Source organism: Streptomyces sp. NPDC030021 (assembly GCF_055574035.1).
This window is the reverse complement of record NZ_JBVIAH010000019.1, coordinates 39639-57148: the sequence shown is the minus strand read 5'-3', so window position 1 is coordinate 57148 and position 17510 is coordinate 39639. Positions and strand designations below refer to the sequence as shown.

Annotated in this window: 16 protein-coding genes and 1 pseudogene; 7 read left to right on the top strand and 10 right to left on the bottom strand. The window is 70.4% G+C overall.

Annotation, left to right across the window (positions count from 1 at the left end; translation table 11 throughout):
- The first annotated feature begins 3 nt into the window (after positions 1 to 3).
- From ACZ4YL_RS30945 to pknB, 3 genes are all read left to right on the top strand, one after another.
- A complete protein-coding gene (locus ACZ4YL_RS30945) occupies positions 4 to 1428 on the top strand; it encodes an FtsW/RodA/SpoVE family cell cycle protein (protein WP_468121119.1) in 1425 nt (474 codons plus the stop codon).
- Positions 1425 to 2888 carry a peptidoglycan D,D-transpeptidase FtsI family protein gene (locus tag ACZ4YL_RS30940; protein WP_468121118.1) on the top strand — a complete coding sequence of 488 codons (1464 nt, stop codon included), beginning with the start codon at positions 1425 to 1427 and terminating at the stop codon, positions 2886 to 2888. The genes ACZ4YL_RS30945 and ACZ4YL_RS30940 overlap by 4 nt, the downstream gene beginning before the upstream one ends.
- A gap of 195 nt (positions 2889 to 3083) precedes the next feature.
- Positions 3084 to 5105, top strand: a complete 2022-nt coding sequence (gene pknB / locus ACZ4YL_RS30935; protein ID WP_468121117.1) for a Stk1 family PASTA domain-containing Ser/Thr kinase — start codon at positions 3084 to 3086, stop codon at positions 5103 to 5105.
- Between the two features lie 219 nt (positions 5106 to 5324).
- Here pknB and ACZ4YL_RS30930 read toward each other — a convergent pair whose 3' ends face one another.
- The 6 genes and pseudogenes from ACZ4YL_RS30930 to ACZ4YL_RS30905 all read right to left on the bottom strand — a co-directional run bounded on the left by ACZ4YL_RS30930 (position 5325) and on the right by ACZ4YL_RS30905 (position 9295).
- A complete protein-coding gene (locus tag ACZ4YL_RS30930) occupies positions 5325 to 6050 on the bottom strand; it encodes a class E sortase (RefSeq protein WP_468121116.1) in 726 nt (241 codons plus the stop codon).
- A 13-nt stretch (positions 6051 to 6063) separates the two neighbouring features.
- Positions 6064 to 6903, bottom strand: a pseudogene (locus ACZ4YL_RS30925) (class E sortase); the annotation flags it as partial.
- On the bottom strand, positions 6885 to 7523 hold the full coding sequence (locus ACZ4YL_RS30920) for an aminodeoxychorismate/anthranilate synthase component II (protein WP_468121115.1): 639 nt from the start codon (positions 7521 to 7523) through the stop codon (positions 6885 to 6887). The gene ACZ4YL_RS30920 and the pseudogene ACZ4YL_RS30925, both read right to left, overlap by 19 nt.
- A complete protein-coding gene (locus ACZ4YL_RS30915) occupies positions 7520 to 7696 on the bottom strand; it encodes a hypothetical protein (RefSeq protein ID WP_030011120.1) in 177 nt (58 codons plus the stop codon). Before ACZ4YL_RS30915 ends, ACZ4YL_RS30920 begins: the two co-directional genes overlap by 4 nt.
- Positions 7697 to 7785: 89 nt before the next feature.
- Positions 7786 to 8550, bottom strand: a complete 765-nt coding sequence (locus ACZ4YL_RS30910) for a class E sortase (RefSeq protein ID WP_468121114.1) — start codon at positions 8548 to 8550, stop codon at positions 7786 to 7788.
- The gene (locus ACZ4YL_RS30905; protein WP_468121113.1) at positions 8522 to 9295 is read right to left on the bottom strand and encodes a DUF881 domain-containing protein; all 774 of its coding nucleotides are present in this window, start codon (positions 9293 to 9295) and stop codon (positions 8522 to 8524) included. The genes ACZ4YL_RS30910 and ACZ4YL_RS30905 overlap by 29 nt, the downstream gene beginning before the upstream one ends.
- Positions 9296 to 9386: 91 nt before the next feature.
- On the opposite strand from ACZ4YL_RS30905, the gene crgA reads away from it, so the two are divergent.
- Positions 9387 to 9641, top strand: a complete 255-nt coding sequence (crgA, locus tag ACZ4YL_RS30900) for a cell division protein CrgA (RefSeq protein WP_030383881.1) — start codon at positions 9387 to 9389, stop codon at positions 9639 to 9641.
- A 115-nt stretch (positions 9642 to 9756) separates the two neighbouring features.
- Here the strand turns inward: crgA and ACZ4YL_RS30895 are convergent, their stop codons facing one another.
- Positions 9757 to 10638: a rhomboid family intramembrane serine protease gene (locus tag ACZ4YL_RS30895; RefSeq protein WP_468121112.1), complete on the bottom strand. Its 882-nt coding sequence runs from the start codon at positions 10636 to 10638 to the stop codon at positions 9757 to 9759.
- Between the two features lie 121 nt (positions 10639 to 10759).
- Positions 10760 to 11287, bottom strand: a complete 528-nt coding sequence (locus ACZ4YL_RS30890; RefSeq protein ID WP_301374589.1) for a peptidylprolyl isomerase — start codon at positions 11285 to 11287, stop codon at positions 10760 to 10762.
- Between the two features lie 147 nt (positions 11288 to 11434).
- Between ACZ4YL_RS30890 and ACZ4YL_RS30885 the strand changes: the two genes are divergently transcribed.
- The gene (locus ACZ4YL_RS30885; protein ID WP_468121111.1) at positions 11435 to 12142 is read left to right on the top strand and encodes a DUF5324 family protein; all 708 of its coding nucleotides are present in this window, start codon (positions 11435 to 11437) and stop codon (positions 12140 to 12142) included.
- Between the two features lie 76 nt (positions 12143 to 12218).
- Here the strand turns inward: ACZ4YL_RS30885 and ACZ4YL_RS30880 are convergent, their stop codons facing one another.
- Positions 12219 to 12761 (bottom strand): LysM peptidoglycan-binding domain-containing protein, encoded by a 543-nt coding sequence (locus ACZ4YL_RS30880; protein ID WP_468121110.1) that lies wholly within the window; start codon positions 12759 to 12761, stop codon positions 12219 to 12221.
- A 209-nt stretch (positions 12762 to 12970) separates the two neighbouring features.
- Between ACZ4YL_RS30880 and ACZ4YL_RS30875 the strand changes: the two genes are divergently transcribed.
- Entirely contained in the window at positions 12971 to 13876 is a 906-nt protein-coding gene (locus tag ACZ4YL_RS30875; protein ID WP_468121109.1) for an ATP-grasp domain-containing protein, read from the top strand.
- A gap of 85 nt (positions 13877 to 13961) precedes the next feature.
- The gene (locus tag ACZ4YL_RS30870) at positions 13962 to 14144 is read left to right on the top strand and encodes a hypothetical protein (RefSeq protein ID WP_468121108.1); all 183 of its coding nucleotides are present in this window, start codon (positions 13962 to 13964) and stop codon (positions 14142 to 14144) included.
- A gap of 70 nt (positions 14145 to 14214) precedes the next feature.
- On the opposite strand, the gene ACZ4YL_RS30865 is transcribed toward ACZ4YL_RS30870, so the two are convergent.
- Positions 14215 to 17421 (bottom strand): AfsR/SARP family transcriptional regulator, encoded by a 3207-nt coding sequence (locus ACZ4YL_RS30865; RefSeq protein WP_468121107.1) that lies wholly within the window; start codon positions 17419 to 17421, stop codon positions 14215 to 14217.
- Positions 17422 to 17510 lie beyond the last annotated feature (89 nt).

Below are 17510 nucleotides of genomic sequence, written 5' to 3'. Positions count from 1 at the left end.
ACCATGAGCGTAGTCACCAATACGACCACCATCGGCGCCATCGAGCTGCCGAGCAGGCGGAACACCGAGCTCCTGCTGCTCGGCTTCGCCGTGCTCATCCCGATGTTCGCCTACGCCAACGTGGGCCTCGCGATCAACGGCACCCTGCCCCCCGGCATGGTGCTCTACGGCCTCGGCCTCGGCGCCCTCGCCGGGATCGCGCACCTCGTCGTGCGCCGGTACGCCAAGTACGCCGACCCGCTGCTGCTGCCGCTGGCCACGCTCCTCAACGGACTGGGCCTCGTCCTGATCTGGCGCCTGGACCAGTCCGAGCGCCTGCAGAACCTCGCCAAGCGGGCCTTCGGCGGGTTCTCCCCCTCCGCTCCCCGCCAGATGATGTACACGGCGCTCGCCATCGCCCTGTTCGCCGCCGTCCTGCTGATCCTCAAGGACCACCGCGTCCTGCAGAGGTTCACGTACATCTCGATGGCCGGCGCCCTGATCCTGCTGATCCTGCCGGTCGTCCCGGGCCTCGGCGCCGACGTCTTCGGCGCGAAGATCTGGATCAGCGTGGGCGGCTTCTCCATCCAGCCCGGCGAGTTCGCCAAGATCGTCATCGCGATCTTCTTCGCCGGCTACCTGATGGTGAAGCGCGACGCGCTCGCGCTGGCCAGCCGCCGCTTCATGGGCCTCTACCTGCCGCGCGGCCGCGACCTCGGCCCGATCCTGATGATCTGGGCCATGAGCCTGCTCGTCCTCGTCTTCGAGAACGACCTCGGCACCTCGCTGCTCTTCTTCGGCATGTTCGTGATCATGCTGTACGTGGCCACCGAGCGCACCAGCTGGATCGTCATCGGCCTGCTGATGTCGGTGGGCGGCGCCGTGGTCGTCGGCACCTTCGCCAGCCACGTCAAGGTCCGTGTCACCGCCTGGCTCGACCCCTTCGCCTGCTACACCACCTCGGGTGCGTGCGAGCAGGTCGGCCAGTCGATCATGAGCTTCGGTTCCGGCGGCGTCCTCGGCGCCGGCTGGGGCCAGGGCAACTCCGACCTGATCGGCTTCGCCGCCAACTCCGACTTCATCTTCTCCACCGTCGGCGAAGAGCTCGGCCTCGCCGGAGTGATGGCCTTCCTCCTGATCTACGGGCTCATCATCGAGCGGGGCGTGCGCACCGCGCTCGCCGCCCGCGACCCCTTCGGCAAGCTCTTCGCCATCGGCCTCTCCGGCGCCTTCGCCCTCCAGATCTTCGTGGTCGCCGGCGGCGTCATGGGCCTCATCCCCCTCACCGGCATGACGATGCCCTTCCTCGCGTCCGGCGGTTCCTCCGTCCTCGCGAACTGGATCCTCATCGCCATCCTCATCCGGATCAGCGACACCGCACGCCGCCCCGCACCGGCCCCCGCCCCGTCCCCCGACTCCGAGATGACCCAGGTGGTCCGTCCGTCATGAACAAGCCCCTGCGCCGCATCTCGCTGTTCTGCGGGCTGCTCGTCCTCGCCCTGCTGATCCGCACCAACTGGCTGCAGTACGTGCAGGCCGAGGAGCTCAGCACCCGCAAGGAGAACCGCCGGGTCCAGATCGCCCAGTACGCGACCGAGCGCGGCAACATCATCGTCAAGGGCGAGCCGATCACCGGCTCCAAGGTGACCGACGGCAGCGACTACAAGTACAAGCGGACCTATACGAACGGCGAGCTCTGGGCTCCCGTCACCGGGTACGCCTCGCAGGCCTTCGGCTCCACCCAGCTGGAATCCCTCGAGGACGGCATCCTCACCGGCAACGACGACCGGCTGTTCTTCGACCGCACCATCGGCATGTTCACCGGGGAGAAGAAGCAGGGCGGCAACGTCGTCACCACGCTCAACCCCGATGCCCAGAAGGCCGCCTTCGAGTCGCTGGGCACGAAGAAGGGCGCCGTCGCGGCCATCGACCCGCGCACCGGCGCCATCCTGGCCCTGGTCTCCACGCCCTCGTACGACCCCTCGCGCTTCGCGGGCAACTCCAAGGACGACGAGAAGGCCTGGGTCGAGCTGAAGGACAGCGAGGACAAGAACCTCGTGAACCGCGCCCTGCGCGAGACGTACCCGCCGGGCTCCACCTTCAAGGTGGTCACCGCGGCCGCCGCCCTCGAACACGGCGTCGTCCAGGACATCAACGCTCCGACGGACACCCCGGACCCGTACTTCCTGCCCGGCACCAAGACCGAGATGATCAACCACGCCAAGGGCTGCGAGAAGGCCAGCCTCAACGAGGCGCTGCGCATCTCCTGCAACTCGGTCTTCGCGAACATGGGCGACAAGGTCACCCGCGACAAGATGGTGGAGACCTCGGAGAAGTTCGGCTTCAACAACGACAAGATCGACATTCCGGTCCGCGCGTTCGCCAGCATCTACGACAAGAAGATGGGCAAGGACGGCAACGCCCAGAGCTCCATCGGGCAGTTCAACACCGCCGCCACCCCGCTCCAGATGGCCATGGTCACCGCCGCGATCGCCAACGACGGCAAGCTGATGAAGCCGTACATGGTGGACAACCTCGCGTCCCCCGGCCTGGACATCATCGAGAAGCACGAGCCGCAGGAGATGAGCCGGCCGCTCTCCGCCGCCAACGCGGAGAAGGTGCAGCAGATGATGGTCAACGTCGTCCAGAACGGCACCGGCACCAAGGCCAAGATGAACGGCGTGACGGTCGGCGGCAAGACCGGTACGGCGCAGCACGGCGAGGGCAACAAGAAGCGCCCGTACGCCTGGTTCATCTCCTACGCCGAGACCCCGGACAAGTCCTCGCCCGTCGCCGTCGCCGTCGTGATCGAGGACAGCGAGGCGGACCGTGAGGACATCAGCGGTGGCGGTCTGGCCGCTCCCGTCGCCAAGGCGGTCATGCAGGCGGTGCTGAACAGCCAGAAGTGACCGAGGGACGACGGACCGGAGTGCAGTGACCCACATCACAGAATTCCGGCCCGGTCCGCGCGTACGGTACCGGTCCAGTATCAGCCTGTGGCCACGAACCGATCACGGACGATCGGCCGGTAGCCTTTGCGCGAACAGCACACCGCCGGACCACACACAGGTGCGGTCGGGACTGACGGAGAGGGCTGCAACGTTATGGAAGAGCCGCGTCGCCTCGGCGGCCGGTACGAGCTGAGCCACGTGCTCGGCCGTGGTGGCATGGCCGAGGTCTACCTCGCCCACGACACCCGGCTCGGCCGTACCGTCGCCGTCAAGACCCTGCGCGCCGATCTCGCCCGTGACCCGTCCTTCCAGGCCCGGTTCCGGCGCGAGGCCCAGTCGGCCGCGTCGCTGAACCACCCGGCGATCGTCGCGGTCTACGACACCGGCGAGGACTACGTCGACAACATCTCCATCCCGTACATCGTGATGGAGTACGTCGACGGTTCCACGCTGCGCGAGCTGCTGCACTCGGGCCGCAAGCTGCTGCCCGAGCGCACTCTGGAGATGTGCATCGGCATCCTCCAGGCCCTGGAGTACTCGCACCGCGCCGGCATCGTGCACCGCGACATCAAGCCCGCCAACGTGATGCTGACCCGCACCGGCCAGGTCAAGGTCATGGACTTCGGCATCGCCCGCGCCATGGGCGACTCGGGCATGACCATGACGCAGACGGCCGCCGTCATCGGCACCGCCCAGTACCTCTCGCCCGAGCAGGCCAAGGGCGAGCAGGTCGACGCGCGCTCCGACCTCTACTCCGCGGGCTGCCTGCTCTACGAGCTCCTCAGCGTCCGGCCCCCGTTCGTCGGTGACTCCCCCGTGGCCGTCGCCTACCAGCACGTACGGGAAGAGCCGCAGCCGCCGTCGAACTTCGATCCCGAGATCACGCCCGAGATGGACGCCATCGTCCTCAAGGCGCTGGTCAAGGACCCCGATTACCGGTACCAGTCGGCCGACGAGATGCGTGCCGACATCGAGGCCTGCCTCGACGGCCAGCCCGTCGCCGCCGCCGCCACCATGGGTGCGGCCGGCGGCTACGGCTACCCCGACCAGGGGCACGGCTACGGGCACCAGGGCTACGACCAGCCCACCGCCGCCCTGCGCACCACCGACCCCGGTGGCCAGACGTCGATGATGCCGCCCATGTCCCCGGGCGACGGCGGATACGGCTACGGCGACCAGGGCGGCTACGACCAGGGCCCGAACCGCCGCCAGAAGAAGAGCAAGGCGTCCACCGTCCTCCTCGTCGCGGCGGGCATCCTCGTCCTGGTCGGCGCGATCCTCATCGGCCGTTCCCTCTTCGGCGAGGGCGCCGACAACCGGCCCACCGTGCCCAAGCTCATCGGCCAGACCTTCGAAAAGGCCCAGAAGAGCGGTACCAACGTCGGCCTCAACGTGGTCAAGGGCCCCGACGCACCCTGCGACGACCAGCCCAAGGGCAACGTCTGCAAGCAGGACCCCCCGGCCGACACCAAGGTCGACAACGGCACCACCGTCACGGTGACGGTCTCCACGGGCGCGCCCAAGGTGACGGTCCCCGACGTGGTCAACCTCAAGTTCGAGGACGCGGAGAAGGTGCTCAAGGAGAAGGGCCTGCAGGTCGACCGCAAGCCCCAGGAGTCCGAGCGCACCGCCGGGACCGTCCTCGACCAGAGCCCGAAGGGCGGCGAGGCGGAGCGGAACAGCGTCGTCACGCTGACCGTCGCCAAGGAGATCTCCAAGGCCGATGTGCCGGAGCTCAGGGGCAAGAAGAAGGACGAGGCGGTCAAGGCACTCACGGACGCCAAGCTCAGGCTCGGCAGCGTGACGGAGACCGAGTCGCCCGGAGCCGTACCGGGCACGGTCGTCGAGCAGCAGTTCGCGGCGGGCCAGCAGCTTGAGGTGGGCAAGACGGTGAACATCACCATCGCCAAGGCCTCGGCGCAGACCACGGTGCCCAACTTCGCCGGCCGCACCGTGGACCAGTACAAGGAGGAGCTGCGGCGCGCCAACCTCCGGCTCGGCATCGTCACCGGGGCGACGGACGGCAACGCGATCGTCGTGACCACCGACCCGCAGCCGGGCACCCCGGTGACCACGGGCCAGACCGTGAACGTCATCGCCTTCGGCGGCGGCGGCCAGCAGCAGGGCGGCAACAACAACGGCGGCGGCTTCGGCGGCCTGGGCGACAACCGCTGACGCGACCGCCGTCGCGGCCGCCGGCACAGCGAAAAGGTCCGGCCTCCCTCCCCGATATCGGGGAGGGAGGCCGGACCTTTGTGCGTCGCGCCGCTGTACGGCCGCCTGCGGCCGCAGCCGGGACGCGTGGGCCTCGTGGGACCCGGGAGGCGTCAGCGCCGCCCACAGGGGCTTTCCGGGGCCTGGTGGGGCCAGGTCCGCTCCGGTCCCGGCCGGCGCTCAGCGCAGTTCGGCCGGCGGGGTCCGCTTGGCGTCCACCTTCTCCGTCCGGACCAGCTCGCCCCACACGATGTACCGGTACTTCGAGGTGTAGACCGGCGTGCAGGTGGTGAGCGTGACGTACCGGCCGGGGGCGGTCTTCCCGGAGTCCTTGGGGACCGCGTTGATCACGTCGGTGTTGTACTTCGAGGTCTGGCGCAGCTCCGCGAAGACCTTGTAGACGTACCAGGTGTCGCGGGTCTCGAAGACGATCGCGTCGCCGCTCTTCACCTTGTCGATGTTGTGGAACTTCGCCCCGTGGCCGTCCCGGTGCGCGGCCAGCGAGAAGTTGCCCTTCTCGTCCCACGGCAGTGCCGACTTCACCGGCTGCGTGTAGTACCCGGCCACGCCGTCGTCGAGGATGTCCGGGTCGGTCCCCGGCTTGACGAGCACCTCGCCGTTCCTCATCGCCGGTACGTGCAGGAAGCCGACGCCGTCCTGGGTGTCCAGCGCCCCGGGTCCGGCGGCCTGCGGGGAAGGGGCCTGCCACTGCTGGCGGACCTCGTCGCCGCGCGCCGACGCCTGCCGGTCCGCGAGCACGTTCGTCCACCACAGCGAGTAGGCCACGAACAGGCCCAGCACCAGGCCCACGGTGATCAGGACCTCGCCCAGCAGGCTCAGGAATCCGGCGAGCACACTGCGGTTGCCGACGGGCGGGGCCGCGGCGCGGCGGCGGGCACGAGACACTGCTGATTCGTCCTTAGCTGGTCAGCGCGGGCGGCGGGCCCTGGCTGCGGGGGCGTTCCTCGGTCATCCTGCCCCATACGATCATCCGGTAGGTGCTGGTGAACTCCGGGGTGCAGGTCGTCAGCGTGATGTACCGGCCCTCGGATGTGAATCCCGACCCTTCCGGCACAGGCTTGATCACCGCCACGTTCGTCGGCGGTGTCTGCGCGAGCGACGAGGTCATCTCGTACGTGTAGTAGGCGTCCCGGGTCTCGACCACTACGGGATCCCCGGGCGCCAGCCGGTTGATGTAGCGGAACGGCTCGCCGTGGGTGTTGCGGTGTCCGGCCACCGCGAAGTTGCCCACCTTGTCGGCCGGCATCGCCGTCTTCAGCGCGCCCTCGCCGTAGTGCCCGACCATGCCCTTGTCCAGCACCTTCGGCTTGCTGATGCCCTCCGCCACCGGGACCTTCACGTCCAGCTTCGGGATGTGGAGGATCGCGAAGCCCTGGCCGGGCTCGAAGGCCGTCACGGGCGGTGCGGCGGGACCGGAGCCGCCCGGATCTTGCTCCCAGGTCTGGCGCAGGGAGCCGGCGGCGCCGTTCGCCACCCGCTCCGCCAGCAGGTTCGTGTACCAGAGCTGGTAGGCGACGAACAGCAGCATCACCAGGCCCAGCGTGATGAACAGCTCTCCGCCCAGCCGGCTCGCGATGACCACCGGGCCGCCCGAGGCGGGCCGCCTGCGCCGTCGGCCGCCCCGCCTGCGGGTGCGCCGGGCGGCCTGTTTCGCGGCCTCCTGAGCGGCCCTGCGTCGCGCGGCCCGGCCCTGCGTGGGCGCGGACGGCGCGACCGTGGTCACGCGACGGCCTTGCCCACCACCGGGGCCAGCCCCACCGAGCGCTTTACGGCACCCGCGTCACCGCACCGCACCAGCCAGTTGGCGAGCATCCGGTGGCCCCACTCGGTCAGCACCGACTCGGGGTGGAACTGGACGCCCTCGACGTCGTGCTCCCGGTGGCGCAGGCCCATGATGATCCCGTCCTCGGTCCGCGCCGTGACCTCCAGCGCGTCCGGCAGGGTCCCGGGCTCGGCGGCGAGGGAGTGGTAGCGGGTCGCGGTGAACGGCGACGGCAGTCCCTCGAACACCCCGAGCCCCTCGTGGATCACGGGTGAGGTCTTGCCGTGCAGCAGCTCGGGAGCCCGGCCCACGACGCCTCCGTAGGCGACCGCCATCGACTGCATGCCGAGACACACGCCGAAGACGGGAACGGCCGTGCGCGCGCAGTGGCGGACCATGTCGATGCAGACGCCCGCCTCCTCCGGCGTACCGGGGCCGGGGGACAGGAGCACGCCGTCGAAGCCGTCCTGCGCGTGCGAGAGCTCGACCTCGTCGTTGCGCAGCACCTCGCATTCGGCACCGAGCTGGTAGAGGTACTGGACCAGGTTGAAGACAAAGCTGTCGTAGTTGTCCACAACCAGAATGCGCGCGCTCACGGAGTGGCTCCCGATCCCTCGTCCACCGTCACATCGTTGAACGGAAGAAGCGGCTCGGCCCACGGGAAGACGTACTGGAACAGCACGAAGACCACCGCGAGGACCAGTACGAGTGAGATCAGCGCGCGTACCCACGCGTTTCCCGGCAGGTGCCGCCAGATCCAGCCGTACATGCCGCCTGATTCCTTTTCGTCCACGTTCGTTCAACGCACCGCGGGGGCGGTACGCGAACAGACTAAAGGCAGCGGCCCGAAAGGGTGGGTCACCCGGACAAACCCTCCGGCCGCCCCTGGGCCGCGGGGCGCGTACCGGTCAGCTCCGCCCACACGACCAGCCGGTGGCTGTGACCCCATTCCGGATCGCAGGTCGTCAGCGTCAGATAGCGGCCGGGCGCCCGGAACGGTGATTTCTCCGGAACCGGGTCGACCACGGCGACATCGGTGGGCAGGGTGCGCAGGGGCGCGGACCGGAGCGTGTACGTGTACCAGGTGCTCGCGTCCTTGAGGATCACCTCGTCGCCCGGACGCAGTTGCGGGAAGTCCTTGAAGGGGTCCCCGTAGGTGCGCCGGTGGCCGGCCACCGAGAAGTTCCCGACGGCGCCGAGGGGGGCGGTGGCGGCGTAGTGGCCGAGGCCCTTCTTCAGCAGTTCGGGGTCGGTGCCCTCCAGTACGGGCTTGACCCAGTCCGGGCCGAAGCGCGGGACGTACATCTCCGCGAAGGCCCGGCCGGCGGGGTGGCGCTCCGGCTCCGCGGTGGGCGGCGGGGACACCGGCGGGGCCTTCGGCGGTTCCGGCTGCGGCGCGGCGGCCGGGGCTGCCGGGGCGGCCGCCCAGCGGTCGCGCATCCGGTCCATCTCCCCGTCCATGGCCCGGTCGGCCTTGACCCCGGTCCACAGCAGGACGTACGCGACGAAGAGCACGATCAGCGTGCCCGCCGTCAGGCACACCTCGCTGAACGTCCGTACCACCAGGCGCAGTACGACGTCAGGACGGACCCGATCACGGGGTGGGCGCCACCGGCTTCGCATAGTGGAGGTCCACTGTGCCGGAGTAGCCGGGAAGTGTCAGCGCCTTGTGCTCGTCCACTTTCCAGCCGAGCCCGTACGCGTTCACGTACAGCTGGTAGTTCTGCAGGGCCGGGGAGGCGGCCAGGGCCTTCTTCATCGCGCCCGGGTCGCCGACCGCCGAGATCTTGTACGGCGGCGAGTAGACCCGGCCCTGGAGGATCAGGGTGTTGCCCACGCAGCGCACCGCGCTGGTGGAGATCAGCCGCTGGTCCATGACCTGGATGCCCTGGGCACCGCCGTGCCAGAGAGCGTTGACCACGGCCTGCAGGTCCTGCTGGTGGATCACCAGGTCGTTGGGCTGCGGCTCGGGCACGTTGGGGATGCGGGCGGTGGCGTTCGGCGGGGCGTCGTTCAGGGTGACCGTCAGGCCCTTGCCGGTCAGCTCCTCGGTGCCGGAGGCGGCGCGCAGGGCGGCCAGCTTGGCGTCCTCGGCCTTGGTACTGCCGTCGTCACGCTCCGCGAGGGTGTCCACCCGGCCGCGTGCGGCCGCGGTGCTCTGCTCCAGCGCCGCGTTGTCCTGGCTGCGCTCCTTGATGAGGTCCGACAGTTTCAGGAGTGAGGCATCCGTCCGGATGTTCGTACCCTTGGAGGTGTTGAAACTGGTGACGAAGAGCAGCCCGGCCAGGGCGAAGACGGCGGCCGTCAGCAGCCGGACCGGCCTGGCCCGGCGACGGGGACCCGCGGAGGAGTCGTCTGAATTGCTCAACGTACCCTTCTCCTTCAACGCCACAGGTCCACTACGCTAACGGACGCCCGGGGCAGGCAAGGTCCCCAGCGCATCGACAGGAGAGCCCCTCGTGCCGAAGTCACGTATCCGCAAGAAGGACGACTACACGCCGCCGCCGACCCGGCAGCCGCAGAGCATCCGGCTCACGAATCGCAGCTGGGTCGCACCGGTCATGCTGGCGTTCTTCCTGATCGGACTCGCGTGGATCGTCGTTTTCTACGTGACCGAGACCCAGCTGCCGATCGAGGCTCTGGGCAATTGGAACATTGTAGTCGGTTTCGGCTTTATCGCTGCCGGATTCGGCGTATCCACGCAGTGGAAGTAGCACCCGACAGCCCCTGATGGAAGCTCTCCCCATGAGTTATCCACAGCGTCATCCACACCTGAGGAAAAGACAGAAGATCTGTGGATAACTCTGTGGAGAGTTGACGCCGGTGTGATCAGGTGAGTTCCGCGGTGCGGACCAGGATCAGCATCGCGGCCAGCAGGAATGCCACCGCGCAGGTGCCCCACTGGACCAGTGCGCGATTGCGGCCGGCGGCTGGCATGAGCATGCCCAGACCCACCAGCGCTCCGGTGACCAGGCCACCCACATGGGCCTGCCAGGACACCGTGAGCGCGCCGCCGAGCGGTACGAAGGTCAGCACCAGCATCAGCACGACCATGACGATCACCGGCCGCATCTCGTAGCGCAGCCGCTTCGCCAGGACGACGGTGGCGCCGAGCAGGCCGAAGACGGCGCCGGAGGCGCCGAGGGTCGGGACGTTCGGCTCGCTCAGCAGGTAGACCAGCGCGCTGCCGCCCAGGCCGGAGAGCAGGAAGACCGCGAGATAGCGGACCCGTCCCAGCGCCGCTTCCAGCGGCCCGCCGATGACCCACAGCCCGATCATGTTGCCGACGATGTGCCACCACTCGACGTGCAGGAAGACCGAGGTCAGCAGCCGGTGATACTCGCCTGTGGAAACTCCGCGGACGGGGCCGACGAGGTATGCGAACTCCCGGTACCGGCCGATCAGCTCCATCTGGACCGCGAGCGCCGGGTCGAAGAGCGCCGCGAGGAACACCAGGACGTTGATCCCGATGAGGATCTTGGTGACCAGGTGGGGATCGGCGGCGACCACCCCGCCCGCGACGGTGCGCGGGGCGTTCGCGGTCGGGTGGTGCCCGGTGCCGGAGCCCGCGCGGACGCACTCGGGACACTGGAAGCCGACCGAGGCGCTGATCATGCACTCGGGGCAGATGGGGCGCTCGCAGCGGGTGCAGCTGATCCCCGTGTCGCGGTCCGGGTGGCGGTAGCAGCCCGGCAGACGGTCGGTGTCCATCGGTTCCCTAGGTCAGCGGCGAGGCAGGGGGGCCAGGAGGCCAGGGGGCGCCCCGCCGGTCCCGTACGTATCCAGTACGGACGGGCGGGGCCGAAAGGTTCCCGGCGTCAGCGCTTCCCGGTCAGCGCTTCTCGACGACCACGGACTGGATGATCACGTCGTCCAGGGGGCGCTCGGTCCGCGGGTTGGTGGCGCTGGCGGCGATGGCCTGCACGACCTTCTGGCTGGCCGGGTCGGTGACCTCGCCGAAGATGGTGTGCTTGCGCGTCAGCCAGGCGGTGGGCGCGACGGTGATGAAGAACTGCGAGCCGTTGGTGCCCGGGCCCGCGTTGGCCATGGCGAGCAGGAAGGGCTTGGTGAAGGCCAGATCGGGGTGGAACTCGTCCGCGAACCGGTAGCCGGGGCCGCCGGTGCCGTTGCCGAGCGGGTCGCCGCCCTGGATCATGAAGCCGCTGATGACACGGTGGAAGACGGTGCCGTCGTACAGCGGGTCCGTGGTCTTCTGGCCGTCGGTGGGGCGGGTCCATTCCCGGGCGCCCGTGGCCAGCTCGACGAAGTTCCTGACGGTCTTCGGAGCGAAGTTCTCCAGCAGCTCGATCTCGATGTCGCCGTGGGTCGTCTTCAGGGTGGCGTAGAGCTTCTCGGCCACGGATCTGCCTTCCATAGTCATCACTGTCGGTCCAGATGGTCGCACGGAGCGCTCCGCGGCACTGAAATCCTCCACCCGTATGCCCTGTCACGCATGCCTGTCCGCGATATGGCAGGCATGATCCGACAAAGGGTGGAAAGGTGAACTGTGTCCGCCACCGAGGAGGAGGATCCCGTGACCGGCAAGGAGAGCATGCGCCTGGCAGCCGAGAGCGCCAGGGAGAGTGTGCGGCACGCGACGGAAGTGGTGGCACCGTACGCGGAATCCGCCAGGGAAGCCGCGGTGCACTACGCCCAGGAAGCGAACGAGCGGCTGGCGCCCAAGGTGTCGTACGCGGCGACCAGCGCCGCCCAGCACGCCCGTACGACCTACGACTGCCATCTGCATCCACGGCTCAAGGCGGCGCGGGCCCATGTGCCGCCCTCCGTCGACCGGGCGGCGACACAGGCGCGCCTGGCGGCGCGGCAGGCCGCCGACTACACCCAGCCGAAGATCGAGAGTGCGATCGCGGCCGCCACGCCGGTGGCCGAGGAGGCCGCGTCCCGGTCGACGGCGGCGCTCGCGGCGCTGCGCGGCCAGGTGACGGCCAGGGAAGTGCAGAAGCTGGTGCGGCGCCACGAGCGGCACGCGCGCAACAAGAAGATCCTGCGCGGTGCCGCGCTGGTCGGCGTACTGGCGTGCGCCGCCTACGCGGCGTGGCGGTGGTGGGACCAGCAGTCGAATCCGGACTGGCTCGTCGAACCGCCGGCGGCCACCGAGCTGTCGGCGCGCGACGCGGCGCCGTCCGCCTTCGACGAGGAGCTGGCGGAGAAGGAGCGCGAGGCCGAGACGGGCCCCGACGACAAGCAGCTCTGAGCGGCGCACGCGAAGGGGCCCGGATCCCGTCACGAGGATCCGGGCCCCTTCCGCGTCCGCCGAGCCGTCGGCCGCGTCAGCTGGGGAGGGTGAGGACCGTGCCCGGGCGGACGAGGTCGGGGTTGGAGCCGACGACACCCTTGTTCATCGCGTAGAGCTCACGCCAGCGGGCCTCGTTGCCGAGCTCGTTCCGGGCGATCGCGGCGAGCGAGTCGCCGGGCTTGACGGTGTACGTGCGCTTCGTGGCGGTGGGCACGGGCTTGGGCATCGGGGCCGCCGGTACCGCCTTGTGCGCGGCCGAGTGCGGGGTGGGCGAGTGCATGGCGCCCGGCGCGGCGGCGGAGGAGGCCGCGGGCTTCGGCATCACGGTCGGCCTGGGGGCCACGGGCACCGCCTTGTGCGCGGCGGACGTGGGGGTCGGGGTCGCGTGGGCGGGCCTGGGCGGCGCGGCCGCCGCCATGCGCTCGGCGGTGGCCCGGGTGGCCGAGGCGGCGTCGGCCGCCGAACCCGAGGGAGGCCTCCTGGCCTCGCCCGCCTGCTGCTGCACCTGCTCCTTCGCCTTCTCGGCGGCGTCGTGCGCCTTCTGCTTGTCGGACTTCAGGAAGTCGAAGAGTCCCATGTCTGTACGCCTCCGGCGTGATGCTGCCCCCCGGGATCGGTACCTCCTTCCACTGTCCTGCACCGGGCGCCCCACGGCCCTGCGACGGGGCCGTCCGGGGGACACCCGGCCCAGGTCACGGCCCAGGTCACGGCCCGGCCGGGAACGCGGCGGGAAGGGACCGGGAAGGCCCGGCGCCACCATCGTGGGACACGATGGAGGAGATTTCTGTGATCATCAGACAGGCCGCGGAGCGGGTAATGCTGGTCAGGCCCGGACCCGGGCTCGTGAGCGCCGCGATCGTGGCGGGCCTGGACGTGTGGGTGGTGTCCGATCCCGGACCCCGCCCACCGGACGCGCCGCTACCCGCGGAGCTGCCCCCGCAGCGGCTCCTTCGGGTGGACTTCGATGACACGGCCGCGCTGCGCACCCTGCTGACGGACACCGTCCTCGAACACGGGATCGGGCAGGTCCTCCATCTCGCGAGCGATCTCGAACGGGGTCTCGGCAGCAGGACCGCGGCCGCCGCCGAGGAGGTGCTGAGGGAGCTGTCCGCGAGCCGCGGGAAGCCGGCCCGTGGGCTGCCGGACGCGGTGACGATCCGGCGGATCCTCAATGAGAGCCGGACCTCCGCGGTACGTGCCGAGGAGGCCCGGTCCGTCACCGAGGCGTGTTCGCTGGCGGAGGAGTTCCCCCTGCCCGTGGTCATCAAGTCCGCCGACAAATCCGGGTGTTGGTGGACCGTCCCGGTGCACGACCGGCCCGCACTGGCCCGGTGGGCCGAACAGGCCGTCACCGCACGGCACTCGGCCCCCTACCTCGTCGAAGAGCTCCTGACCGGAGCCAAGTTCAGGGTGGAGACGCTGACCGTCGACGGCATGCACCTGGTCGCCGACATCGCCCCCGAGGGAACGGCGGCGCCGCTGCGCGACGCGGAGCAGGCCGGGATCCGCGCGACGGTCCGGGCCCTGCTGGATCTGGCCGGGTACGAATCCGGCACCACGCGGACAGATGTGCTGGTCAGCGCGCGGGGATCACGTATCGCGGCGGCCACGGAGCCGGACCGGGAACGGCGCGGTGACGGCCGTTCCCGCGCCACGGTCACGAGCGGTATCGAGAGGGGAACGGACCGGTAAGGGCTGCGGCCAGTCTGTGTCTTGTCGAGAGCGGCCACCGCACCACACGGGAGCCGCACCGGGTACACACCAGGGGGTTCCACACATGCGCAGCAAGCTGGCCGGACTGATCGGGATCATCGCGGCGGCCCTGGCGTTCGGGTTCGGTGTGACGGTCGACAGCCAGACCGACACCGGTCAGTCCTCCGGCTACCAGGTCCTCGCGGAGGACAAGGGCCCCGGGGTCCCCTCCCCGGCCCCGTCCCCGGCCCCGTCCACCCGTAGGTGACCCGCTTGCCGCGCACATCACGGAACTGCCCCGCACCGGAGTCCGGTGCGGGGCAGTTCCGTTTCCGCGCTCAGTACCTGCGGCGGTGCGCCGGCAGGCCCATGAAATCGGACAGCTCCTCGGCGGCCGCCCGGTGTCCGGCAGCGGCCACGGCATCACCGAGCGCCTCGGCCGCCAAGGCGAGGCCCACCAGCGCGGACGCCTCCTCCGCCCGGAAGCTCATCGGCGCCGCGATCTTGTGGGCGTGGCCGTGCAGGGCCAGCGCGACCTCGTGCTCCCCCCACAGCAGGTGGAGCTGGCCCAGGACGTTCTCGACCCTCGCGAGCCGGATCGGGGCCCCGCTCGTGCGCCCGAGCACCAGGGAGCGCTCGGCGAAGGCACGCGCCTGCAGCACGTCGCCCCGCTCGTGCGCGACCTGGGCGGACAGGGCCAGCACCAGGGCGACGTCCCCCGGCGACCTGGTCTCGTCGCACAGTTCCCGGGCCCGCCTGAGGCCGGCGTCCGCCTCCGCGAACTCGCCGAGGCCCACCTGGGCGAAGGCCAGATCGGTCAGGGCCACGATCTCGTTGCTGCGGTAACCGAAGTCACGGTCGATCTCGATCGCCCGGCGCGCGACCTCCGCCGCTTCCGGGAAGCGGCCCCACCGCTCGTACAGCGTGCTGAGGATGGTCAGGCTCTCCGACTCCGCACGCGGATTTCCCAGTTCCTGAGCCATGGAGACGGACCGCTCCACCAGCGGCAAGGCCTCCTTGTACCTGCCGAGCATCGACATCAGCAGCCCGATGGTCGATTCGCTGTTCGCCTCGGTGTGCCGGTCCCCGGCCCGGATCGCCGTGTCGCGCGCCTCCGTGGCCACCTCCAGCCCCTCCTCGAAGCGGCCCAGCTTCCAGCAGGCGGCGCCCAGGTTGGCCAGGCTGATGCCGAGGAGCGCGGGATCGTCGAGCCGGCGGGCCGCCGCCACCGCGAGGTGCCCGACGCTCCAGAACTCGTCGAGCTGTCCGTGCGTGTGCAGGTGGAAGCCGACGTTGCGGCTCAGGCAGGCCGCGTATCGGTCGTGGCCGAACCGCTCGGCCAGGGACACGGCCGCCAGCAGCCCGGCCTGTTCCCGGTCGAACCAGCTCAGGGCCTGCTCGGTGTCCCTGAAGGCCGGCCGTTCGCCCTGGTACGGCGGGATACCGGTGGGGCGGCGTTCACGGCTGGGGAACAGCACCTCGCAGGCGGCGTCCGAGGTCGTCAGGTAGTAGCCGAGCAGCCGCTCGACCGCCGCCGCGTCGTCGTCCGCCGTCGCCGGGCCCCGCAGGCTCTGCGCGAAACTGCGCACCAGGTCGTGGAAGGTGTAGAGGCCGATGTCGGGCTGCTGGACCAGGTGGACGTCGAGCAGGAACTCCAGGGCGTCCTCGGCGTCGCGGACGGCGGTGCCGAGGAGCGCCGCCGCCGAATGGACGTCCGTCCCGGCGCACGGGTACAGGCTGAGGATGCGGAACGCGGTCCGGTACTCCTCGTCCATCGCCAGGTACGACAGACGCAGGGTCGCCGCGACGCTGCGTTCTCCCGAACTCAGCTCGTCCATCCGGCGTTTCTCGTCGCGCAGCCGCTCGACCAGATAACGCACCGTCCAGCGCGGCCTGTTGCGCAGCCGGGCGGTCGCGATCCGCAGCGCCAGCGGCAGGTGCCCGCACAGCTCGGCCAGTTCGGCGGAGGCCGCCGGCTCGGCGGCCACCCGGGTGGTACCGAGGGTCTCCGCCATCAGGCTGGTGCTGTCCTCGGGCTCCATCATCCCGATGGACACCCACTCGACGCCGTCGAGGTCCAGCAGCCGCCCGCGGCTGGTGATCAGGGCGAGACAGCCGGGCGAGGCCGGCAGCAGCGGCCTGATCTGCGCCGCGTCGACCGCGTTGTCGAACAGGAGCAGCATCCGCCGGCCGTCCAGCTTCGACCGCCACAGGGCGGTGCGCCCCTCCAGGTCCTCGGGAATCCGGTCGCCCGGAGTACCGAGGGTCCGCAGCAGGCCGTCGAGCGCGGCGGTGGGCGTCACGGGCTGGCGGCCCGGGGTGAATCCGTGCAGGTCGATGTGGAGCTGCCCGTCGGGATACCGGCCGGCCAGCCGGTGCGCGGCGCGCACGGCCAGGGTGGTCTTGCCCATGCCGCCCATGCCGTCGATGGCCACGATCCGGGCGTACCGGTCGCCTCCCCGGCCCTCGTCCTGCACGTAGTCGAAGAGCTCGGCCAGCTCCTTGGCGCGGCCGGTGAAGTCGGGCAGGTCGTACGGCAGGGTGCACGGGGCGTCGGCCGGCGCGACCCGCGTTCCCGGCTCTCCTTCCCGGTCCGGTTCCGTGCGGGCCGGGGCCTCGGGGGCCGCACCCTCGGCGACCGCGGGCACGGGAACGGCCGGTTCGGGCACCGGCTCCACGGGGGCCGCCGGCCCGGGCACCGTACGTACGGGCGGCGTGATCACCGGCGCCGGCCGTTCGGGCGCGGCCAGCTCGGGGCTGTCCCGCAGGATCGCCTCGTACAGCTTGGCCAGCCGGGGGCCCGGGTCGATCCCGAGCTCGTCCACGAGCAGCTCGCGGACCTCTCCGTACTCCCTGAGTGCCTCGGCCTGCCGCCCGGAGCGGTACAGGGCGAGCATCAGCTGGCCGCGCAGCGTCTCCCGCAGCGGGTGCTGGGTGATCAGGGCCCGCAGGCCCGATATGAGCTCACCGCTCTCGCCCAGTGCGAGGCTCAGGTCGAAGAACTGCTCGGCGGCGGCCAGCCGGCGCTCCTCCAGTGCGATCGCCGCGGCCTCGATCACCGGTCCGCCGGCACCGGAGAGGACCGATCCCCGCCACAGTGCGAGGGCGGACCGCAGTGCCTCGGCGGCCTCGGACCGCCCGCCTTCGCGCAGGGCCTGGCCCGCCGTCTTGGTGAGGGCGTCGAACTCCAGGAGGTCGACCTGCCCGTCCGCCACCACCACGCGGTATCCCGGCCCGTCGGTGGCGATCACCTCGGTGCCGGTGGGTATGCGCCGCCGCAGGTCGGCGACGGCCTTGCGGACCTGGTGCGCCGCGGTCACCGGCGGGTCCTTCTCCCAGGTCGCCTCGACGAGGCGGGCCACGGGCACCACCCGGCCGGCTTCGAGCAGCAGGACGCACAGGACCCGTTCCTGAATCGCTCCCCCCAGCCTCAGCCGTACCTCTCCGAACCATCCCTCAAGCGATCCGAGCACGTTGAAGCGCAGCCTGCCCCCCGCAGGTTCCACGCTTCGTCTTTCCCCGGATTCCGCATCCGCCCCCGGCATCGGACATCCACCCCCAAATGAACAAGACCCCTGGCCAGGTCATGTCAGCCGGATCATAGGGGTTACCCCTAGCAGGCGGTAAGCATCCG